The 19,707-nt window shown below is 70.4% G+C and carries 19 protein-coding genes; all 19 read left to right on the top strand.

The window, feature by feature from the left end; genetic code table 11:
* The first annotated feature begins 6 nt into the window (after positions 1-6).
* Positions 7-1,014 (top strand): ABC transporter permease, encoded by a 1,008-nt coding sequence (locus G515_RS0101080; RefSeq protein WP_028658645.1) that lies wholly within the window; start codon positions 7-9, stop codon positions 1,012-1,014.
* A gap of 107 nt (positions 1,015-1,121) precedes the next feature.
* Entirely contained in the window at positions 1,122-2,870 is a 1,749-nt protein-coding gene (locus G515_RS0101075; RefSeq protein ID WP_028658644.1) for an ABC transporter substrate-binding protein, read from the top strand.
* Between the two features lie 185 nt (positions 2,871-3,055).
* Complete coding sequence (locus G515_RS0101070) at positions 3,056-4,075, top strand: ABC transporter permease (protein WP_028658643.1); 1,020 nt, start codon at positions 3,056-3,058, stop codon at positions 4,073-4,075.
* 12 nt (positions 4,076-4,087) lie between these two features.
* Positions 4,088-5,194, top strand: coding sequence for an ABC transporter ATP-binding protein (locus G515_RS18890; RefSeq protein WP_051217711.1), 1,107 nt, complete (start codon positions 4,088-4,090; stop codon positions 5,192-5,194).
* Positions 5,195-5,271: 77 nt separating this feature from the next.
* A complete protein-coding gene (locus tag G515_RS0101060) occupies positions 5,272-6,381 on the top strand; it encodes an ABC transporter ATP-binding protein (protein ID WP_211220932.1) in 1,110 nt (369 codons plus the stop codon).
* 135 nt (positions 6,382-6,516) lie between these two features.
* Positions 6,517-7,959 carry a replication-associated recombination protein A gene (locus G515_RS0101055; RefSeq protein WP_084653049.1) on the top strand — a complete coding sequence of 481 codons (1,443 nt, stop codon included), beginning with the start codon at positions 6,517-6,519 and terminating at the stop codon, positions 7,957-7,959.
* A gap of 111 nt (positions 7,960-8,070) precedes the next feature.
* Entirely contained in the window at positions 8,071-8,718 is a 648-nt protein-coding gene (locus G515_RS0101050) for a hypothetical protein (RefSeq protein WP_028658640.1), read from the top strand.
* Positions 8,715-9,050, top strand: coding sequence for a DUF6167 family protein (locus G515_RS23570; RefSeq protein ID WP_051217710.1), 336 nt, complete (start codon positions 8,715-8,717; stop codon positions 9,048-9,050). The genes G515_RS0101050 and G515_RS23570 overlap by 4 nt, the downstream gene beginning before the upstream one ends.
* Positions 9,050-11,737 carry an alanine--tRNA ligase gene (gene alaS, locus G515_RS0101040; protein ID WP_028658639.1) on the top strand — a complete coding sequence of 896 codons (2,688 nt, stop codon included), beginning with the start codon at positions 9,050-9,052 and terminating at the stop codon, positions 11,735-11,737. The genes G515_RS23570 and alaS overlap by 1 nt, the downstream gene beginning before the upstream one ends.
* Before the next feature lie 67 nt (positions 11,738-11,804).
* A complete protein-coding gene (ruvX, locus tag G515_RS0101035; protein ID WP_028658638.1) occupies positions 11,805-12,269 on the top strand; it encodes a Holliday junction resolvase RuvX in 465 nt (154 codons plus the stop codon).
* Positions 12,270-12,273: 4 nt separating this feature from the next.
* Entirely contained in the window at positions 12,274-13,509 is a 1,236-nt protein-coding gene (gene mltG, locus G515_RS18880) for an endolytic transglycosylase MltG (RefSeq protein ID WP_051217709.1), read from the top strand.
* Positions 13,503-14,318: a shikimate dehydrogenase gene (locus G515_RS0101025; RefSeq protein ID WP_245565125.1), complete on the top strand. Its 816-nt coding sequence runs from the start codon at positions 13,503-13,505 to the stop codon at positions 14,316-14,318. The genes mltG and G515_RS0101025 overlap by 7 nt, the downstream gene beginning before the upstream one ends.
* Before the next feature lie 340 nt (positions 14,319-14,658).
* The gene (locus G515_RS18875; protein ID WP_051217708.1) at positions 14,659-15,204 is read left to right on the top strand and encodes a prepilin peptidase; all 546 of its coding nucleotides are present in this window, start codon (positions 14,659-14,661) and stop codon (positions 15,202-15,204) included.
* A gap of 69 nt (positions 15,205-15,273) precedes the next feature.
* Positions 15,274-16,452 carry a chorismate synthase gene (gene aroC, locus G515_RS0101015; protein WP_028658636.1) on the top strand — a complete coding sequence of 393 codons (1,179 nt, stop codon included), beginning with the start codon at positions 15,274-15,276 and terminating at the stop codon, positions 16,450-16,452.
* Complete coding sequence (locus tag G515_RS0101010) at positions 16,449-16,979, top strand: shikimate kinase (protein ID WP_036553728.1); 531 nt, start codon at positions 16,449-16,451, stop codon at positions 16,977-16,979. The genes aroC and G515_RS0101010 overlap by 4 nt, the downstream gene beginning before the upstream one ends.
* Positions 16,966-18,084 carry a 3-dehydroquinate synthase gene (gene aroB, locus G515_RS0101005; protein ID WP_028658634.1) on the top strand — a complete coding sequence of 373 codons (1,119 nt, stop codon included), beginning with the start codon at positions 16,966-16,968 and terminating at the stop codon, positions 18,082-18,084. The genes G515_RS0101010 and aroB overlap by 14 nt, the downstream gene beginning before the upstream one ends.
* Positions 18,081-18,521: a type II 3-dehydroquinate dehydratase gene (locus G515_RS0101000; RefSeq protein WP_028658633.1), complete on the top strand. Its 441-nt coding sequence runs from the start codon at positions 18,081-18,083 to the stop codon at positions 18,519-18,521. Before aroB ends, G515_RS0101000 begins: the two co-directional genes overlap by 4 nt.
* Before the next feature lie 190 nt (positions 18,522-18,711).
* On the top strand, positions 18,712-19,278 hold the full coding sequence (gene efp, locus G515_RS0100995; RefSeq protein ID WP_028658632.1) for an elongation factor P: 567 nt from the start codon (positions 18,712-18,714) through the stop codon (positions 19,276-19,278).
* A gap of 9 nt (positions 19,279-19,287) precedes the next feature.
* Entirely contained in the window at positions 19,288-19,695 is a 408-nt protein-coding gene (nusB, locus tag G515_RS0100990; RefSeq protein WP_028658631.1) for a transcription antitermination factor NusB, read from the top strand.
* Positions 19,696-19,707: the final 12 nt, after the last annotated feature.

Genomic DNA, 19,707 nt, shown 5'->3' with positions numbered 1-19,707 from the left:
GGTGACATGTCCAGCACGCTGAGCGCCCTGGAAGGGGAGCAGCTGCCTGAGCCGGCCGAGCCGGACGAGGGCGCGGCCCAGAAGGTGGCCGGCAAGTCGCCGATGCGACTGGCCGCCGAGCGGTTCCGCAAGGACAAGCTCTCGATGGTCTCGATGGTGATCGTCGTGATCTATCTGCTCATGGCCATCCTGGCGCCGTTCATGGTCAAGTTCGGGGTGATCGACCCCTACACGCTCAACCAGGACCTGCTGGACGCCAACACCCTGCCCAAGGGCGACTTCGGCGGCATCAGCGCCGACCACCCGCTGGGGATCGTGCCCGGCACGGGCTGGGACCTCATGTCGCGGCTGTGGTACGGCATCACCTTCTCGCTGGCGATCTCGCTGTTGGCCACCATCGTCGCGATGACCCTCGGTGTGGTGCTCGGCATCGTCGCGGGCTTCAGCCGCGGCTGGGTCGACATGCTGATCGGCCGCGCGATCGACCTCACCCTGAGCTTCCCTCAGACCCTGATGCTGCTGGCGCTCTCCTCGCTCGCGGTCGCGTTCCTGACCGATTACCTGCACGTGCCCGAGGGCAACATCGCCCAGGGACTCTACGTCGTCCTCGTGCTCGGGCTCTTCGGCTGGCCCAGCATCGCCCGCATCATCCGCGGGCAGGTCCTCTCCATCCGGGAGCGCGAGTTCGTCGACGCGGCGCAACTGCTGGGGGCCAGCAAGCTCCGGATCTACTTCAAGGAGCTGCTCCCCAACCTGTGGGCGCCGGTGCTGGTCACCTTCACGCTGACCATGCCGGCCTACATCTCCGCCGAGGCCGCCCTGTCCTACCTCGGGGTGAGCATCAAGCCGCCGACACCCACGCTCGGCAACATCCTGCGCGACTCGCTGCTCTACGCGGAGTCCGACTTCGTCTACTTCTTCGCCCCCGCGTTCCTGATCTGCATCATCGTCGTCTCGTTCAACCTCCTCGGGGACGGTCTGAGAGACGCGCTCGACCCCAAGAGTTCGCGCTGACGCGCGGCGTTTCTCGGGCGCCTCGCACACAACCCAACAACCTCGACGGCACGGCGTCGTCGACAGTGCCGCCGGATCCCGGCGCGTCACACACCCAAGGAGAAGCAATGGCCAACTACCGGAAGCGCGCACTGGCGATCAGTGCCGCGGCCGCGCTCACGGTTGCCCTCGCCGCGTGTGGCGGCGGGAGCGATTCCGACGACTCGTCGGGGTCGACCGAGGCGACCGAGGGCGGCACCCTCAACTACCTGATCGACGCCCCGATCGAGCACCTCGACCCGCAGCGCGTCTACGTCGGGCGTGACATCAGCAACCTGAGCCGGACCGTCTACCGCACGCTGGTGACCTTCCCGATCTCGGATGACCCGGACGTGTCCAACACGCCGGTCGCCGACCTGGCCACCGACACCGGCACCGCCAACGAGGACTCCACCGAGTGGTCCTTCACGGTCAAGGACGGCGTCACCTGGCAGGACGGCTCCGAGATCACCTGTGAGGACTTCAAGTACGGCGCCTCCCGGGTGTTCGCGCAGGACGTCATCACCGGCGGCCCGAACTACCTGATCGCCTACCTCGACGTCCCCACCGACCCGAAGACCGGTGCGTCGGTCTACAAGGGCCCCTACAGCGGGGAGGGCCAGGAGTTCTTCGACAAGGCCGTCACCTGCGACGGGCAGACCATCACCTACCACTTCAGCAAGCCGTGGCCGGACTTCCCGCTGGCCATCTCCGCGCTGCACATGATGGACCCGTTCAAGGAGTCGATGGACAAGGGCGACAAGTCCAACTTCCAGATCTTCGCCAGCGGCCCCTACATGCTCGACGGCGAGTGGAACAAGGCGTCCGGTGGCAAGCTGGTCCGCAACCCGGAGTACGACCCCGCCACCGACGACCCGGAGAACATCCGCCGCGCGCTGCCCGACGAGATCGTCTTCAAGCTGGGCAACACCGCCGAGGTCGCCTACGACCAGCTGATCGCCGACTCGGGTGACGCGCAGAACGCCGTCACCGAGCGCCGAGTGCCCCCGGCCTACTACAGCCAGGTCTTCGACAGCGGCAACCCGAGCGTCGAGGACCGCGTGGTCACCGTCGAGTCGCCCTACGTCGACTACCTGGTGCCGAACTTCAAGTCCCCGACGATGCAGAACCCCGACGTCCGCAAGGCCCTGGCCGCGGCGACCAACCAGGACGCCTACATCCAGGCCGGCGGTGGCGAGCACGCCTACATCCCCGCCGACACCATCGTGAACCCCGCGGTGACCGGCTCGCAGCCGAACCCGGCCTTCGAGGGCTCGAGCTCGGGTGACGTCGAGGCGGCCAAGGAGCTGCTCCAGAAGTCGGGTGTCCAGACCCCCGTCGAGATCACCTACGCGTACCAGCAGACCGACACGGCGGACAAGCAGGCCGCAGCGCTGAAGGCGACCTGGGACGAGGCCGGTTTCAAGACCACCCTCAACCCGCTCGGTGACACCTACTACGACATCATCCAGAAGCCGAACACCGACATGGACGTCTACTGGGCCGGCTGGGGTGCTGACTGGCCCTCCGCCATCACCGTGACCCCGCCGCTGTTCTCGAAGGTCAACCTCTCCGCGAGCAGCAACGGCAACAACTACGGCGCCTACAGCAGCGACGCGTTCGAGGAGCAGGTGCACGCTGCCCAGACCGCGACCGAGATCGACGAGCAGACCACGGCGCTGCAGGAGGGCGACAAGATCCTGGGCGAGGACACCGCCTACATCCCGTTGGAGATCTCGATCTTCAACTTCATGTACGGATCCAAGGTCACCGAATTCACCACCACCACGGCGTCCAACGGCTTCCCCGACCTGGGTGCCATCGGCGTCTCCAACTGAACCATCCGATCTGATCGGTGAGGCCTCCGGCCACACCGGCTGATCACCCGACCGGGCGGGCGCACCGCGTCCGCCCGGTCCTGGGTGGGCACCGGCCGAACGCCGTACGACCCACCACACCCGCCCACGGACCGGGAACCCACCCCGCCCCGGTCACCGTTTGATCCCACCGAAGGTGGTTGCACATGCTTGGCTACGTCATCCGCCGATGCTTCATCGGCCTCGTGATGGTGATCGTCATGAGCCTGGTGACGTTCCTGCTCTTCTTCGCCTCGCCGGTCGACCCGGCCCGCTACGCCTGCGGCAAGAGCTGTGACGAGAACACCCGCGAGATGGCCCGCAAGAGCCTCGGGTACGACCAGCCCGTGATGGTCCAGTGGGGCCAGTTCATGAAGGGCCTGGTGGTGGGCCGGGAGTACCCCGTCGACCCCGAGCTCCGCGCCACCATGAACGAGGACCAGATCACCGAGTGCGCAGCGCCCTGCCTGGGCTACTCGGTCTACAACAACAAGACCGTCAACGAGTCGATCAGCGAGGCGTTCCCCGTCTCCGCATCGCTTGCGGTGGCGGCGATCATCATGTGGCTGCTCGGCGGCATCTTGCTCGGAGTGCTCGCCGCGGTCACCAGAGGTTCGCCGCTCGACCGCGGCATCGTCGCCCTGGCGCTGGTCGCCTACGCGTTCCCGTCCTTCTTCATCGGCACCTTCCTGATCCGTTACGTCTCGCTCAAATGGGGGCTGTTCCCCTTCCCCGAATACACCCCGATCGCCGAGGGCGGGGTCGGGGAGTGGGCACTCAACCTCTTCCTGCCCGGGCTCACGCTGGCGCTGCTGTTCATGGCCGGGTACATCCGGATGACGCGCGCCTTCGTCCTGGAGTCGATGAGCGAGGACTACGTACGCACCGCCCGGGCCAAGGGACTGGCCGGCCGCAGAGTGCTGTTCAAGCACTCGCTGCGGGCCTCGCTCACCCCGCTGGTGACCATGGCCGGCCTGGACTTCGCGGCCGTGCTCGGCGGCGCGGTCATCACCGAGACCGTGTTCAACTACAACGGCCTCGGGAAACTCGCGGTGACGGCCAACGCCACCTTCGACCTGCCGGTGCTGATCGGCCTGGTGCTGCTGCTCGGCTCGATCGTCATCATCGCCAACATCATCGTCGACATCCTGTACGCCTTCATCGATCCCCGCGTCCGGGTCGGCTGAGAGAGAGTCCCTGTGTCCAGCTTCTTGTCGGTACGCGACCTCCGCGTCCACTTCCCGACCCAGGATGGCATCGTCAAGGCGACCGACGGCCTCTCCTTCGACCTCGAGCGCGGCCAGACCCTCGGGATCGTCGGCGAGTCCGGTTCGGGCAAGTCCGTGTCCACGTCCACCATCCTCGGACTGCACCGCAAGACCCGGGCGATGGTCAGCGGCGAGATCCTGCTCGAGGACGAGGATCTGCTCAAGATCAGCGACGAGGAGATGCGGCGCAAGCGTGGCCGCGACGTCGCGATGATCTTCCAGGATCCGCTCTCCGCGATGCACCCGTACTACTCGGTCGGCAACCAGATCGTCGAGGCCTACCGGGTCCACAACGATGTCAGCAAGAAGGCCGCCCGCACCCGCGCGATCGAGATGCTCGACCGGGTCGGCATCCCGCAGCCGGACCGCCGCGTCGACGACTACCCGCACCAGTTCTCCGGCGGCATGCGGCAGCGCGCGATGATCGCGATGGGCCTGGTCAACAACCCCAGCCTGCTGATCGCCGACGAACCGACCACGGCGCTCGATGTGACCGTGCAGGCGCAGATCCTGGATCTCCTCCAGGACCTGCAGAAGGAGTTCAACTCCGCGATCATGATCATCACCCACGACCTCGGCGTGGTCGCGGAGATGGCCGACGACGTCCTGGTCATGTACGCCGGCAAGGCAGTCGAGTACGGCCCCTGCCGGGAGATCCTCACCCACCCCGAGATGCCCTACACCTGGGGCCTGCTCTCCAGCGTGCCCGAGGTCACCGGTGATGTGGACGCCAAGCTGGTGCCGATCCCGGGCAGCCCGCCCAGCCTGCTGAGCCCACCGAAGGGGTGTGCGTTCAACCCGCGCTGCGCGCACCGGGACAAGGTGCCCGGCGACCGCTGCCGTACCGAGCTTCCCGAGCTGGTGCCGGGCAGCCGCGGCCCCCACCACCTCAAGCGGTGCCACCTGGCCGACCCCGATCAGATCTACGCGACCGAGATCCTGCCCGAGATCGCGCCGGACCTGGCGGCCCTGGAACAGAACGCGCAGACCCAGACCCCTGCCGAGCAGGGCACCGACACGGGGGTGGAGGACAAGTGAGCACCAAGCTGGCCAACGAGCCGACCGCTGCATCGGCGGCCGAGGACAGGCCGATCCTCGACGTCACCAACCTGAAGATGTACTTCCCGGTGAAGTCCTCCGGGTTGTTCCGGCGCACCGTCGGTCACGTCCAGGCGGTCGACGGGGTCTCCTTCCGGGTCCAGCCGGGCCAGTCCCTCGGCCTGGTCGGCGAGTCGGGGTGCGGGAAGTCCACCACCGGCCGGCTGATCACCCGGCTGCACGAGCCGACCGGCGGGACCATCGACTTCGAGGGCAAGGACATCGCCAAGGTCTCGGCCGGCAAGCTCAAGCCGCTGCGCCGCGACATCCAGATGATCTTCCAGGATCCCTACACCTCGCTGAACCCCAGGCACACCGTCGGCTCGATCATCGGGGCACCCCTGGCGATCCACGGGATCGTGCCGAAGTCCAAGATCCTCCCGCGGGTGCAGGAGCTGCTCGAGATCGTCGGCCTCAATCCGGAGCACTACAACCGCTACCCGCACGAGTTCTCCGGCGGTCAGCGGCAGCGCATCGGCATCGCCCGGGCGCTGACCCTCCAGCCCAAGCTGCTGGTCGCCGACGAGCCGGTCTCCGCGCTGGACGTCTCCATCCAGGCCCAGGTGATCAACCTGCTCCAGGAACTCCAGGACGAGTTCGGCATCGCGTTCCTCTTCATCGCCCACGACCTCGCGGTGGTGCGGCACTTCTGTCCCGAGATCGCGGTGATGTACCTCGGCAAGATCGTGGAGATCGCCGACCGGGACACCCTCTACTCGCGCCCGCACCACCCCTACACCCAGGCGCTGCTCTCCGCCGTACCCGACGTGAAGCAGGCCCAGGTGGGCGGCAGACGGGAGCGGATCCGGTTGCAGGGGGACGTGCCCTCGCCGATCAACCCGCCGTCCGGCTGCCGCTTCCGCACCCGGTGCCCGCTGGCCCAGGAGATCTGTGCCCGGGTCGAGCCGCCGCTGCTCCAGATCGGTCCCAAGCACAAGGTCGCCTGCCACTTCCCCGGCGAGCTCGGCCAGCACCCGAGCAAGCCGGTCACCCCGGGTCTGCTCGGCGTGGACTCGACCGGTCTCCCCGACCCGGCCGCGGGTCCCGCCGCCGAGCTCTCGGTCGGATCCGGATACTCCGACACCTGGTTCGACCTGGCCAACAACACCATGGGCGGCAAGGCCTGATCGCTCCGAGAGCGACGTAGGCGGGTGGCCGGCATCGCCGTGCCACCCGCCTCGTCGTCCCGTGGGGGTGCGCACGCGGGCGGCGGCGTGCGGGTCTCGTAGGCTGCACGGGTGAGTGCCGAGGGCCTGTTCGAGATGAGTACGCCGGGGGAGGGACCGGGCAGGTCCGGGTCGACCGGTTCGCTGGCGGACGCCGGGCACGCCGCGGCGCCGCTCGCGGTCCGGATGCGGCCGCGCACCCTGGACGAACTCTTCGGGCAGGACCAACTCAAGGCGCCCGGGTCCCCGCTGCACCAGTTGATCGAGGGGGACCGGTCGCTGTCCCTGCTGCTGTGGGGGCCGCCGGGCACCGGCAAGACCACCATCGCCTCGATCGTGAGCCGGCAGACCGAGCGGCGCTTCGTCGAGGCCTCGGCGGTGTCGGCAGGTGTGAAGGAGGTCCGGGCTGCGATCGACGAGGCCAGGTCTCGGCTGGTGCGGACCGGCTCGGAGACGGTGCTGTTCGTCGACGAGGTCCACCGGTTCAGCAAGGCCCAACAGGACGCGCTGCTTCCCGGGGTGGAGAACCGCTGGGTCACCCTGGTGGCCGCCACGACCGAGAACCCGTTCTTCTCGGTGATCAGTCCGTTGCTCTCGCGCAGCCTTTTGCTGCGGCTGGAGTCGCTGACCGACGCCGACGTGCGCGCGGTCCTGGAGCGCGCGCTGGCCGACGAGCGCGGGCTGGCCGCGGCCTACGACCTCGAGGAGGAGGCGCTCGAACACCTCGTCCGGTTGGCCGGTGGCGACGCCCGACGGGCGCTCACCTATCTCGAGGCCGCCGCGGGCGCCGCCGAGACGGTGGAGCGGACCGAGGAGGCCGACCCGACTGAGGAGACCGAGGAATCCGAGGAATCCGAGGAGGGTGAGCGGGCCCGCGGTGAGCCGCGCGAGGTGATCACGCTGGCGGCGGCCGAGCGGGCGGTCGATCGGGCGGCCGTGCGTTACGACCGGCAGGGCGACCAGCACTACGACGTGGTCAGCGCCTTCATCAAGTCGGTGCGCGGGTCGGACGCCGACGCCGCCCTGCACTACCTGGCCCGGATGATCGAGGCCGGCGAAGACCCCCGCTTCATCGCTCGGCGGCTGATGATCCTCGCCAGCGAGGACATCGGGCTGGCCGACCCGTCCGCGCTGCAGACCGCGGTCGCGGCCGCACAGACGGTCCAGCTCATCGGGATGCCGGAGGCCCAGCTCACCCTCGCCCACGCCACGGTTGCGCTGGCCGTTGCCCCCAAGTCGAATGCGATCACCACCGCGATCTCCGATGCCCTCGGCGACGTCCGTGCGGGCAGGATCGGGCAGGTCCCGCCGCACCTGCGCGACGCCCACTACTCGGGCGCGAAGAAGCTGGGCCACGGGTCGAGCTACAAGTACGCCCATGACGAGCCGTTCGGCATCGCCGAGCAGCAGTACCTCCCCGACGAGCTCTCGGACGCGGCGTACTACCGGCCCACCAGCCACGGCGCGGAGGCCGGCGTGCAGGAGCGCTGGGAGCGTGTGCGCCGGATCATCCGCGGAGAGGCCCCTCGCCGCGGCTGAAGGCCCGATCGCTCGGTCACCGACAGCCCGGCCGAGCAGTTCGCGGAGGGCGCGTCCGGGGACCCGGGTGCCTGGCGTCGGCCGGGTGGCCAGGCGATAGGCTCGTCCGTCATGAGCGACCCCATCACCTCCCCACTGATCATCGTGGTGGCGCTCGCGGTCGCACTGGTGCTCGGGGTGCTGCTCGGAGCCCTCCCGGCGAGGCGCGCCCGGCGCCGGGACCGCGCTCGCACGGCCCAGCTCGAGGCTCGGCTCGACGACCTGCACCGGCAGCTCGCGGAGCCCCGGGAGGCCCCACCTGCTGCGGCAGACCGGTCCGCGGGCAGGACGACGAGCGGTGACGGGTCCGGGGGCCGGTCACAGCAGCGGTCGCAGCAGCGGTCACATGGCCAGGAGCAGATCAGCGTGATCACCCGGCTCGGTGAGGAGCCGGTCCCTGCCGAGCGGGCCGCAACGGCCCCGGCCCGGCTGAGCGGGCCCGCCTTCGCCGACGTGCTCATGCGCGAGACGCTGGTGCGCTCGGCCTCGGCGGCGCACGGCGTACGCCGGGCGCTGCGGCCCGAGTCGCTGGACCGGGTCCGGCTGGAGATGAGGCGCGAACTGCGCCGCCGCCGCAAGGCACGCAAGGTGGAGGTCAAGGAGGCGCTGCGGGAGTATCGCGCGCGCCACCGCCGCGACGTGGCGCCCGATCAGGAGCCGCCGCCCGCCCGCACCGTCGGCGAGACCCCGGCGCCGTCCACGGCCGGGAGCACGCCATGAGCCGGGCGCTGTGGTTCGCGGCGGGCGCCGGGGCCGGCATCTATGCGATGATCCGCGGGCGACGCGCGGCCGAGTCGGTGAGCCCGAACGGGCTCCGGGACCGGCTGCAGGCGCTCGGGGTGGGCGCCCGGATGCTGCGCGAGGAGATCGCCGTCGGCTCCGCCGAGAAGGAGCACGAGTTGCGCGAGCGGCTCGCGCTGCGACCAGACCCTCGCGTGGACCGGCAGCTCGCCGCCCGCGCGCACCCCGATCACGACACATCCCCGATCACCCCCCTCGCCGGCGACACCAGGTCGACCGGTCACCAGCTGGAACAGGAAGGCACCGACTGATGGACACCGCGGAGATCCGGCGCCGGTTCATCGCCCACTTCGAGCAGAACACCTCGGTGGGCGCACACACCGCCGTACCGTCGGCCTCCCTGCTCCTGGACGACCCCAACCTGCTGTTCGTCAACGCCGGCATGGTGCCGTTCAAGCCCTACCTGCTCGGCCAGGCCACCCCGCCGTTCCCCCGGGCGACCAGCGTGCAGAAGTGCATCCGCACCCCCGACATCGAGGAGGTCGGCAAGACCACTCGACACGGCACCTTCTTCGAGATGTGCGGCAACTTCTCCTTCGGCGACTACTTCAAGCAGGGCGCCATCGAGCTGGCCTGGGAGCTGGTCACCAAGTCCCAGGCCGACGGCGGCTTCGGCCTGGACGAGTCGGTCCTCTACCCCAGCGTGCTGATCGGGGACGAGGAGGCGGTCGCACTGTGGAAGAGGATCACCGGCCTGCCCGACGACCGGATCGTGCGTCTGCCTCCCAAGGAGAACTACTGGTCGATGGGGGTGCCCGGGCCCGGTGGACCCTGCTCGGAGATCCTCATCGACCGCGGTCCCGAGTACGGCGCCGAGCGTGACTGGGACGCCGGTGACCGCTACCTGGAGTTCTGGAACCTGGTGTTCATGCAGGACGAGCTCTCCGCGGTCCGGAGCAAGAGCGACTTCGACATCGCCGGGCAGTTGCCCAGCAAGAACATCGACACCGGCATGGGCCTGGAGCGGGTCGCCTACCTGCTCCAGGGCAAGAACAACATGTACGAGACCGACGTGATGTTCCCGGTGATCGAGCACACCGAGGCCCTCACCGGCAAGAAGTACGGCGCCGACCACGGGGACGACGTCCGCTTCCGGGTGGTGGCCGACCACGTCCGCTCCTCGATGATGCTGATCAGCGACGGTGTCACGCCGGGCAACGAGGGCCGCGGCTACGTGCTGCGCCGGCTGCTGCGCCGCGCGGTGCGCAACGTCCGGCTGCTCGGCTACGAGGACCCCGCACTGCCCGAGCTGTTCCCCGTCTCGCGGGACCGGATGGGTGCGACCTACACCGAACTGCACTCCGACTGGGAGCGGATCTCCCGGGTCGCGCTGGCGGAGGAGGAGGCCTTCCGCAAGACCCTCCAGTCCGGCACCCAGATCTTCGACCTCGCCGCGGGCGACCTCAAGCGGTCCGGGGAGAACCGCCTCTCCGGCGACCAGGCCTTCAAGCTGCACGACACCTACGGCTTCCCGATCGACCTCACCCTGGAGATGGCCGCCGAGGCCGGGCTGAGCGTCGACGAACCCGGCTTCCGGTCGCTGATGGCCGAGCAGCGTGAGCGGGCCAAGGCCGACGCCCGCGCCAAGAAGGGGCAGCACGCCGACCTCTCGGTCTATCGGGGGATCCTCGACACGCACGGTCCCACCGACTGGCTCGCCTACGAGACCCTCGAGACCGAGTCCAGCCCGGTGGCACTGCTGCGCGAGGGTCGGTCGGTCGACTCCCTGGGGTACGACGAGATCGGCGAGCTGATCCTCGACCGTACGCCGTTCTACGCCGAGTCGGGCGGTCAGTCGCCCGACGCCGGGATCATCGAGTTCGAAGGCGGGCGGCTGGAGGTCCTCGACGTCCAACGGCCGGTGAAGGGACTGGTGGTGCACCAGGTCCGGGTCGTCGACGGCGAGTTCACCCCCGCGGCCGCGCACGGACATCAGCTGCACGCCCAGGTCGACCCGGAGTGGCGGATCGGTGCCCGGCAGGCGCACTCGGGCACCCACGTCGTCCACGCGGCGCTGCGCGAGGTGCTCGGCCCCACCGCGCTCCAGTCCGGTTCGTTCAACCGGCCCGGCTACCTGCGGCTCGACTTCGGTTGGACCACCGCGCTCACGCCGGGACAGCTGCGCGAACTGGAGGAGATCTCCAACCGCGCGCTGCGCGAGGACCTCCCGGTCTCCTGGCAGTACATGACGCTCCCGCAGGCCAAGGACTGGGGCGCGATCGCCCTCTTCGGCGAGACCTACGACCAGTCCAAGGTGCGCGTGGTCGAGATCGGCGGCCCGTGGAGCCGTGAGCTGTGCGGCGGCACCCACGTCGAACACGCCAGCCAGATCGGCACCGTGGTCGTGACCGGCGAGTCGTCGGTGGGCTCCGGCAGCCGACGGATCGAGGCGTTCACCGGCGTCGAGGGCTTCGCCTACCTCGCCCGCGAACGCGATGTCGTGGACCAGCTCACCGGTCTGCTCAAGACCCAGCCCGATGACCTGGTCGGCCGGGTGAGCGACCTGGTCGAGAGGCTCCGAGCGGCCGAGAAGGAGGTCGAGCGAGCCCGCACCGCGCAGCTGCTGGCCGCCGCCGGGCGGATCGCCGAGCAGGCCGTCGATGTCGAGGGCGTGGCCGTGGTGGCCCACCGCGCGAGCGGTGCCGCGGGCGGCGACGTCCGCACCCTCGCCACCGACGTCCGCGGCCGCTTCCAGGGCGACCGACCCGCGGTCGTCGTGGTCATCGGCGACGGCGGCGGCAAGGTGTCCCTGGTCACTGCGACCAACGAGGCCGCCCGTGCACGAGGGCTCTCGGCCAACGCCCTGCTGCGCGAACTGGGTCCGGTGCTGGGCGGCAAGGGCGGCGGCAAGGACGACATGGCCCAGGGCGGCGGCTCCGAGGTCGGCCGGATCGACGAGGCTCTCGGGCTGGTGCCCGGCCTGGTCGGTCGCGGCTGACCGCCCCGACCCGCGTCCCACCCGCCAGCGACCCGAGCAGCGACCCGAGCAGCGACAGGAGACCATCGTGCGATCCGGCGTACGTCTCGGCATCGATCCCGGTGATGCCAGGATCGGGGTGGCCAGATCCGACCCCACCGGTTTCCTGGCCACGCCCGTGGAGACGGTGAAGCGGGGACGTGGCGACCTCGCCCGGATCCATCAGATCCTGGGCGAGATCGCCGAGGAGAGCCTGGTCACGGAGGTCGTCGTCGGCCTGCCCCGGTCGCTCAAGGGCGGGGAGAACCCTGCCACGGTCAAGGTCCGGGAGTTCGCCGCCAAGCTCGCCCGCCGGGTCGCCCCGCTGCCGGTGCGACTCGTCGATGAACGCCTGACCACCGTCTCCGCTGAGGCTATGCTGCGCGAGCAAGGACGGAAGGGCGCGCAGCGCCGTGCGGTCGTCGACCAGGCCGCGGCGGTGTTCATCCTGCAGCACGCACTGGACACGGAACGCGCTTCGGGGGATGCGCCTGGAGAGATCGTCGAGGTCTGAGAGTTTGAGCGAGCAGCATCCCGAGTCCACGCCCGGTCCCACCCCCGCGGAGGCCGATGTGGATCACCCCCTCACCGGTGCGCTGGTCAACGGCGGCAACGCACCCGGTCGTCGGCGCGCGGCGCGCAAGCGCCGCCACCTGCCGGGCTGTCTGGCGATCCTGGTCGCGCTCGCCGTCCTGGCCGGCGGCGCCTGGTGGGCCGCAGACAAGGGTGTCGACGCCCTCTCCGGCCTGCTCGGTGACAGCGCCGACGACTACCCCGGCCCGGGCACTGGACAGGTCACCATCGAGGTCGAGCCGGGCGACACCGCCGCGGAGATCGGCCGCACGCTGGCCGACGAGGACGTCGTGGCCTCCGTGGACGCCTTCATCTCCGTCGCGAACGCCAACCCGGAATCGGCCAACATCCAGGTCGGCCTCTACGAGATGCGACACCAGATGGCGGCCGCCGACGCGCTCGACGTACTGACCGATCCGTCCAACCGGATCAGCAACGCCCTCACCATTCCCGAGGGCCTCCGGGTCGACGACGTGGTGTCGCGGTTGGCCAAGGGCACCGACTACACCGAGAAGCAGTTCCGAAAGGCGCTGAAGAACCCGGACATCGGGCTGCCCCGCTACGCGGGCGGTGATCCGGAGGGCTATCTCTTCCCGGCGACCTACGACATCGGGCCCAGGGAGAAGCCGGTGGACATCGTCACCGGGATGGTGGACCGCTGGTGGCAGGCGTCCCAGGAGCACGAGCTCGAGAGTCGGGCCGGACAGGTCTCCGAGGGCTACACGCCGCAGGAGATCATGACCGTCGCCAGCCTGGTGCAGTCGGAGGGGAAGACCCCGGCCGACATGGCCAAGATCGCCCGGGTCATCTACAACCGGATCGAGAACCCCAGCGTCGAGGGCACCGGCGGGCGACTGCAGATCGACGCCACGGTGGACTATGCGCTGGACCGCCCGCTCACCGTCGGCCTCACCCAGGAGGAGCGGGAGACCACCGACTCGCCGTACAACACCTTCCTCTACGCCGGCCTCCCGCCCGGGCCGATCAACTCGCCCGGCGACGCCGCCATCGAGGCCGCGCTCAACCCGACCCAGGGCGACTGGTACTACTACGTGACGGTCGACCTGGCCAGCGGCGAGACCAAGTTCGCCGAGAACGGCGAGGAGTTCGACGACTACGTCGCCGAACTGCGCGACTGGCAGGCCGAGAACTGCACGGGTGACGAGGGGGACGTGTGCTGACCCGCTGCGCCGTGCTGGGCGACCCGATCGCACATTCGCTCTCCCCGGCCCTGCACCGGGCCGGCTACGCCGAGAACCGGCTGGCCTGGGAGTACGACGCTCACCGGGTCGGGGCGGGGGAGTTGACCGGGTTCCTGGCCGCGCACGCCGAGGAGTTCCGGGGGCTCTCGGTCACCATGCCGCTCAAGCGGGAGGCGCTCCAGCTGGCCGACCGGGTGTCGCCGGCCGCCCGGCTCGCCGGCGGGGCCAACACCCTGGTCCGCGAGGACGGGGGCTGGTTCGCGGACAACACCGACCTGCCCGGCGCGGTGGACGCCGTCCGTGAGCGGTACTCCGGTCGTGTCGATCGCGTGAGCGTGATCGGCGCGGGGGCGACGGCCGCCTCCACCGCCCTGGCGATGGTCGAGCTCGGCGCCCGGCGGATCACCGTGCTCGCCCGTGACGCCGAACGGGCGGGGGAGACGGTCGCGACCATCGCGGCCCATCCCGCGGCCCCGCGGGTGGGCCTCGAGCAGCTGGCCTGGGCGGGGGAGACGGATCTGCTGATCTCCACCGTCCCGGCCGCCGCCCAGACCGAGGATCTGGTCGCCCGCTGGACCGGCGTCCCGGCGCTCTTCGAGGTGGTCTACGACCCGTGGCCCACCCCGCTGGTGGCCGCGCTGTCCACGACCGACGACACCGTGATCGTCTCCGGCCTCGACCTGCTCATCCATCAGGCGGTGCGCCAGTTCGAACTCTTCACCGGCACCACCGCCCCGCTCGAGGCGATGCGGGCCGCCGGTCGGCGAGCGTTGTCGGCCCGCGTCTAGCGCCGTGCCGCTCTGGCTGCTCGTGGTGGGCTGCGCCGTCCTCGCGGCGGCGCTCGGAGCCACCGCGCCGGCGGTGATCGGCCGGCTGCCCGAGCCGACTCCAGAGCCGAGCTCAGAACCGACTCCAGAGCCGAGCGCAGGGTCGAGCACCGAGCCGGGCGGGACCGGGGCCGCCGTGGACCCCGTGGACGCAGGGTCGGCCACCTACGCAGGGGGCGCCGGGAGCGCCTCGGGTGAGGGGGGAAACGGGAGTATCGCGGGCACGACGAGAGATGAGGGTCCCGGGCCCCGGGACAGCTACCAGACCCTCGCCGGGCTGCCGTGGCTGAGACCGGTCGTGATGGGCGGATCGGCCGTGCTGGCCGGGGTCCTCGCCTGGCGGCTGGGACGCGATGGCGAGCAGCTCGCGCTGCTGTGGTGGACCCCGCTCGTCCCGCTCGGCCTCGTCCTCGGGATCGTGGACGCGCGCCGGCACCTGTTGCCCAGGCGGCTGATCATCCCGGCCACCCTCGCCCTGGTGCTCACCGGCAGCGTCGCCGCCCTGCTCACCGGCCGGACCGAGGACCTGGTGCGTGCGTTGTTGGGGCTGGCGGCGGCGTTCGCACTCTTCTTCCTGCTCTGGTTCGCCTGGCCCTCCGGACTGGGGTACGGCGATGTCCGGCTCTCGGCGTCGCTGGGCTTCCTGCTCGGCTGGTTCGGGTGGGCAGAGCTGGTGATCGGCCTCTACACCGGCTTCGTGCTGATGGCGGTGGTCGGGTTGGCCGGCGCGTTGACCGTGCGCGGGCGCGGCTCGCTGCGCCGCCACCATGCGTTCGGGCCGCACCTGTTGGCGGGGGCGTGGCTGGCTCTGTTCCTGACGCCCTGGCTCGCCACGCTCATCGGCTGAGTCGGCGGTTCGTCTCGCGGAACCGACCGGCGTACGGCCCGACGAAGGCCGGATGGGAGGATGGTCGACATGCTGCGTTGGCTCACTGCGGGCGAGTCCCATGGTCCCTCCCTGGTCGCGATCCTCGAGGGCCTTCCGGCCCACGTCCGGATCACCACGGCCGACATCGACGAGGCGCTCGCTCGCCGCAGGCTGGGCTACGGCCGCGGCGCGCGGATGAAGTTCGAGCAGGACCAGGTGACCGTCGTTGGCGGCGTTCGCCACGGTGAGACCCAGGGCGGCCCGGTGGCGATCCAGGTCGCCAACACCGAGTGGCCGAAGTGGGAGACCGTGATGGCCGCCGACCCGGTCGACGCGGACGTGCTCGCCGGACAGGCCCGCAATGCCCCGCTCACCCGCCCTCGCCCGGGGCACGCCGACCTGGCCGGCATGCAGAAGTATGACTTCGAGGACGCCCGCCCGATCCTTGAGCGCGCCTCGGCGCGGGAGACCGCGGCCCGCGTCGCCCTCGGCGCGGTGGCGGTGAAGTTCCTCGAGCAGACCGTCGGCGCCCGGGTGGTGTCGCACGTCATCGAGCTCGGCGGCGTGCGCACGACGGGTAAGGAGCTCCCGACCGGTGACGATGTCGCGCGCCTCGACGAGGACCCGGTGCGGTGCCTGGACCCCGAGTCCTCCCAGCGGATGGTGGACCGGATCGACCAGGCGCACAAGGACGGGGACACCCTCGGTGGCGTGGTCGAGGTCGTCGTCCACGGCCTGCCGGTGGGGCTGGGCAGCCACGTGCACTGGGACCGCCGGCTCGACGCCCGGCTCGCCGGCGCGTTGATGGGCATCCAGGCGATCAAGGGTGTCGAGGTGGGCGACGGGTTCGAACTCGCGGCCACGCCGGGCAGCCAGGCGCACGACGAGATCGTGACCACCCCCGACGGCCTGCGGCGGGCGAGCGGACGCTCCGGCGGCACCGAGGGCGGCATGTCCACCGGGGAGGTGCTGCGCGTGCGCGCCGGGATGAAGCCGATCGCGACCGTCCCGCGGGCGCTGCGCACCGTCGACGTCGCGACCGGCGAGGAGACCGCGGCGCACCACCAGCGCTCCGACGTGTGTGCGGTCCCGGCGGCCGGCATCGTCGCAGAAGCGATGGTCGCGCTCGTGCTCGCCGAGGCGGTCGTGGAGAAGTTCGGTGGTGACTCGGTCGCCGAGACCAGGCGCAACGCCGAGAGCTACCTCGCGAACCTGCGATACCAGTGAGCAGCCCCACCGGAGCCCGACCGCGGGCCGTGCTGATCGGTCCGATGGGGGCGGGCAAGACGACCGTCGGACGGATCCTGGCCCAGCGCTGGGGCGTCACCCTGCGCGACACCGACCTAGACATCGAGGCAGCCGCCGGCAAGACGGTCCAGGACATCTTCGTCGAGGAGGGCGAGGCCGCCTTCCGGGAGCGGGAGCGGGACGCCGTCGCGGTGGCGCTCGCGGAGCACGAGGGGGTGCTGTCCCTCGGCGGCGGAGCCGTGCTCGACCCCAGCACGCAGGAACGACTGGTCGGACACGACGTCGTCATGCTGCGCGTCGGCCTGTCCGACGCGGTCAAGCGGGTCGGCCTGGAATCGGGCCGACCGCTGCTGCTGGGCAACGTGCGCGGCCGGATCAAGCAACTGCTCGACGAGCGCGCCCCCATCTACGAGGCCACCGCCACCGTGATCGTCGACACCGACGGTCTCGGACCGGGCGAGGTGGCCGATGCGATCGAGAAGGAGCTTCCCCGTGACGACCACTGAGCCCACCCGACTGCACGTCGGCGGTGCCTCGCCCTACGACGTCCTGATCGGCCGCGACCTCGCCGCGGAACTGCCCGGCCTGCTCGGCGAGGGCGTCCAGCGGGTCGCCCTCCTCTACGCCGGGGAACTGGCCGAGCAGGCGGAGTCCTTGCTCGAGCAGCTGGTGCCGCACTACGACGTGCTCGGGCTGGGACTCCCCGAGGGGGAGGCGGCCAAGACCGCCGAGGTGGCGCACGGCTGCTGGGAGGCTCTGGGGGAGAAGGGGTTCACCCGCTCCGACGCGGTGGTCACCTTCGGCGGTGGGGCCACCACCGACCTCGGCGGTTTCGTCGCGGCGACCTGGCTGCGCGGCGTACGGGTCGTGCACGTGCCGACCACGCTGCTCGCCATGGTCGATGCCGCGGTCGGAGGCAAGACCGGCGTCAACACCGGTGCCGGCAAGAACCTGGTGGGCGCCTTCCACGAACCCGCCGGGGTGCTGTGCGACCTGGCGCGGCTCGACACCCTGCCGCGCGAGGAGCTGGTCGCGGGGCTGGGTGAGGTGGTCAAGTGCGGCTTCATCGCCGACCCGGAGATCCTGCGGCTGATCGAGGAGACCGACCCCGCGACCCTCACCGGCGACTCGCCGGTGCTGGCCGAACTGGTCCGGCGGGCGGTCGCGGTCAAGATCGACGTCGTGGTCGACGACCTGCGCGAGACCGGCGGCCTCGGCGGGCACCCCGGCCGGGAGGCGCTCAACTACGGCCACACCCTCGCCCATGCCATCGAGCGCGACTCCGGGTACGCCGTCCGGCACGGCGAGGCGGTCGCCCTGGGCTGTGTCTACGTCGCCGAGCTGGCCCGGCTCACCGGCCGGATCGACGACGACCTGGCCGATCGGCACCGCGCGGTGCTCGGCCGGGTCGGCCTGCCGACGTCGTTCGAGGGGCCGGAGTTCGGGGCTCTCCTGGAGATCATGAGGGTCGACAAGAAGGCCCGTGGTGACCAGCTACGCTTCGTCGTGCTCGACGGACTGGCCCGGCCCACGATCCTGGCAGGTCCCCCCGAGGAGACGTTGCGGGCGGCGTTCGACGCCCTCGCTCCCCACGAGACGGAGAAGCGATGAGCGCACGCAAGGTCCTGGTCCTCAACGGCCCCAACCTCGGTCGTCTGGGTCGCCGGCAGCCGGAGATCTACGGCACCGTCACCTACGCCCAATTGGCGGCGCTCTGCGTGGAGTGGGGGAAGCCGCTCGACCTCGAGGTCGAGGTGCGCCAGACCAACCACGAGGGCACGATGATCGACTGGCTCAACGGCGCGGCCGACGAGGCCACCCCCGTGGTGCTCAATGCCGGGGCCTGGACCCATTACTCCTACGCCCTCTACGACGCCTGCGCCCAACTGGAGGCGCCCCTGGTGGAGATCCACATCAGCGCCCCGTCCAAGCGACCCGAGGAGTTCCGGCACACCTCGGTGGTGACCCCGCACGCCGTGCGGGTCATCGAGGGTGAGGGGCTGGAGGGCTACCGGATGGCCCTGGAGACCATCGCCGACGCCGGCTGAGCCGGCCGACGGCTGGCGCCGAAGACCGGCGCCGACGACTGGCGACTAGGTGACGGCGTACCGGCGCCACTAGACTTGGCCGCCGTTCCCCTGGGTGCTCGCCGCGCGCTGCCCGCGCGACGGCGATCGAGCCCGGTCCCCGACCGGGGCCTTGACAACACGACAAACCAAGAAGGCGGATATCGCGCGGATGGCTACCACCAACGACCTCAAGAACGGCTTGGTTCTCAACATCGACGGCCAGCTCTGGCAGGTGGTCGAGTTCCAGCACGTGAAGCCCGGCAAGGGGCCTGCCTTCGTCCGCACCAAGCTGAAGAACGTCGAGACCAACAAGAACGTCGACAAGACCTTCAACGCCGGCACCAAGGTCGAGACCGCCACGGTCGACCGCCGGACGATGCAGTACCTCTACAACGACGGCACCAACTACGTCTTCATGGACGTCCAGACCTACGAGCAGACCGAGGTCGCCCCGGAGATCGTGGGCAGCGCCGCCGACTTCATGCTGGAGAACACCGACGCGATCGTGGCCACCCACGAGGGCCGGGTGCTCTTCATCGAACTGCCGCCGTCCATCGAGGTCGAGGTGACCTTCACCGAGCCGGGCGTCGCTGGTGACTCCGCCACCGGCCGGACCAAGCCGGCGACCGTCGAGACCGGTGCCGAGATCCAGGTGCCGCTCTTCATCGAGCAGGGCGAGAAGATCAAGGTCGACACCCGCGACGGCGGCTCCTACCTCAGCCGCGTCAAGGGCTGACCACCTCCGATGGCTGCACGCTCCAAGGCTCGTAAGCGGGCCCTCGACCTCCTCTTCGCCTCCGAACTCCGCTCGGAGTCGCCGGTCGAGGCGCTCGACCGCGCCATCGCCGAGGGCGAGGCCCCCAACAACCCCTACACCGCCACCCTGGTGCGTGGTGTGAGCGAGCACCGGGAGCGGATCGACGAACTGCTCACCCGCTACGCCAAGGACTGGTCGCTCAACCGGATGCCGGCGGTCGACCGCAACGTCCTGCGCCTCGGCGTGTGGGAGATGCTGTACGCCGACGACGTCCCCGACGGGGTCGCCGTCTCCGAGGCCATGCAGCTGGTGCGCGAACTCTCCACCGACGAGTCGCCCCAGTTCGTCAACGGCATCCTCGGCGCGATCCAGCGCGACAAGTCCACGCTCGCCTGATCCATCCGCGTC

It is taken from the genome of Nocardioides insulae DSM 17944 (assembly GCF_000422825.1).
Lineage (GTDB): Bacteria > Actinomycetota > Actinomycetes > Propionibacteriales > Nocardioidaceae > Nocardioides > Nocardioides insulae.
Note: the sequence above shows the minus strand (reverse complement) of the source record. Positions and strands in the feature narration are given on the sequence as shown.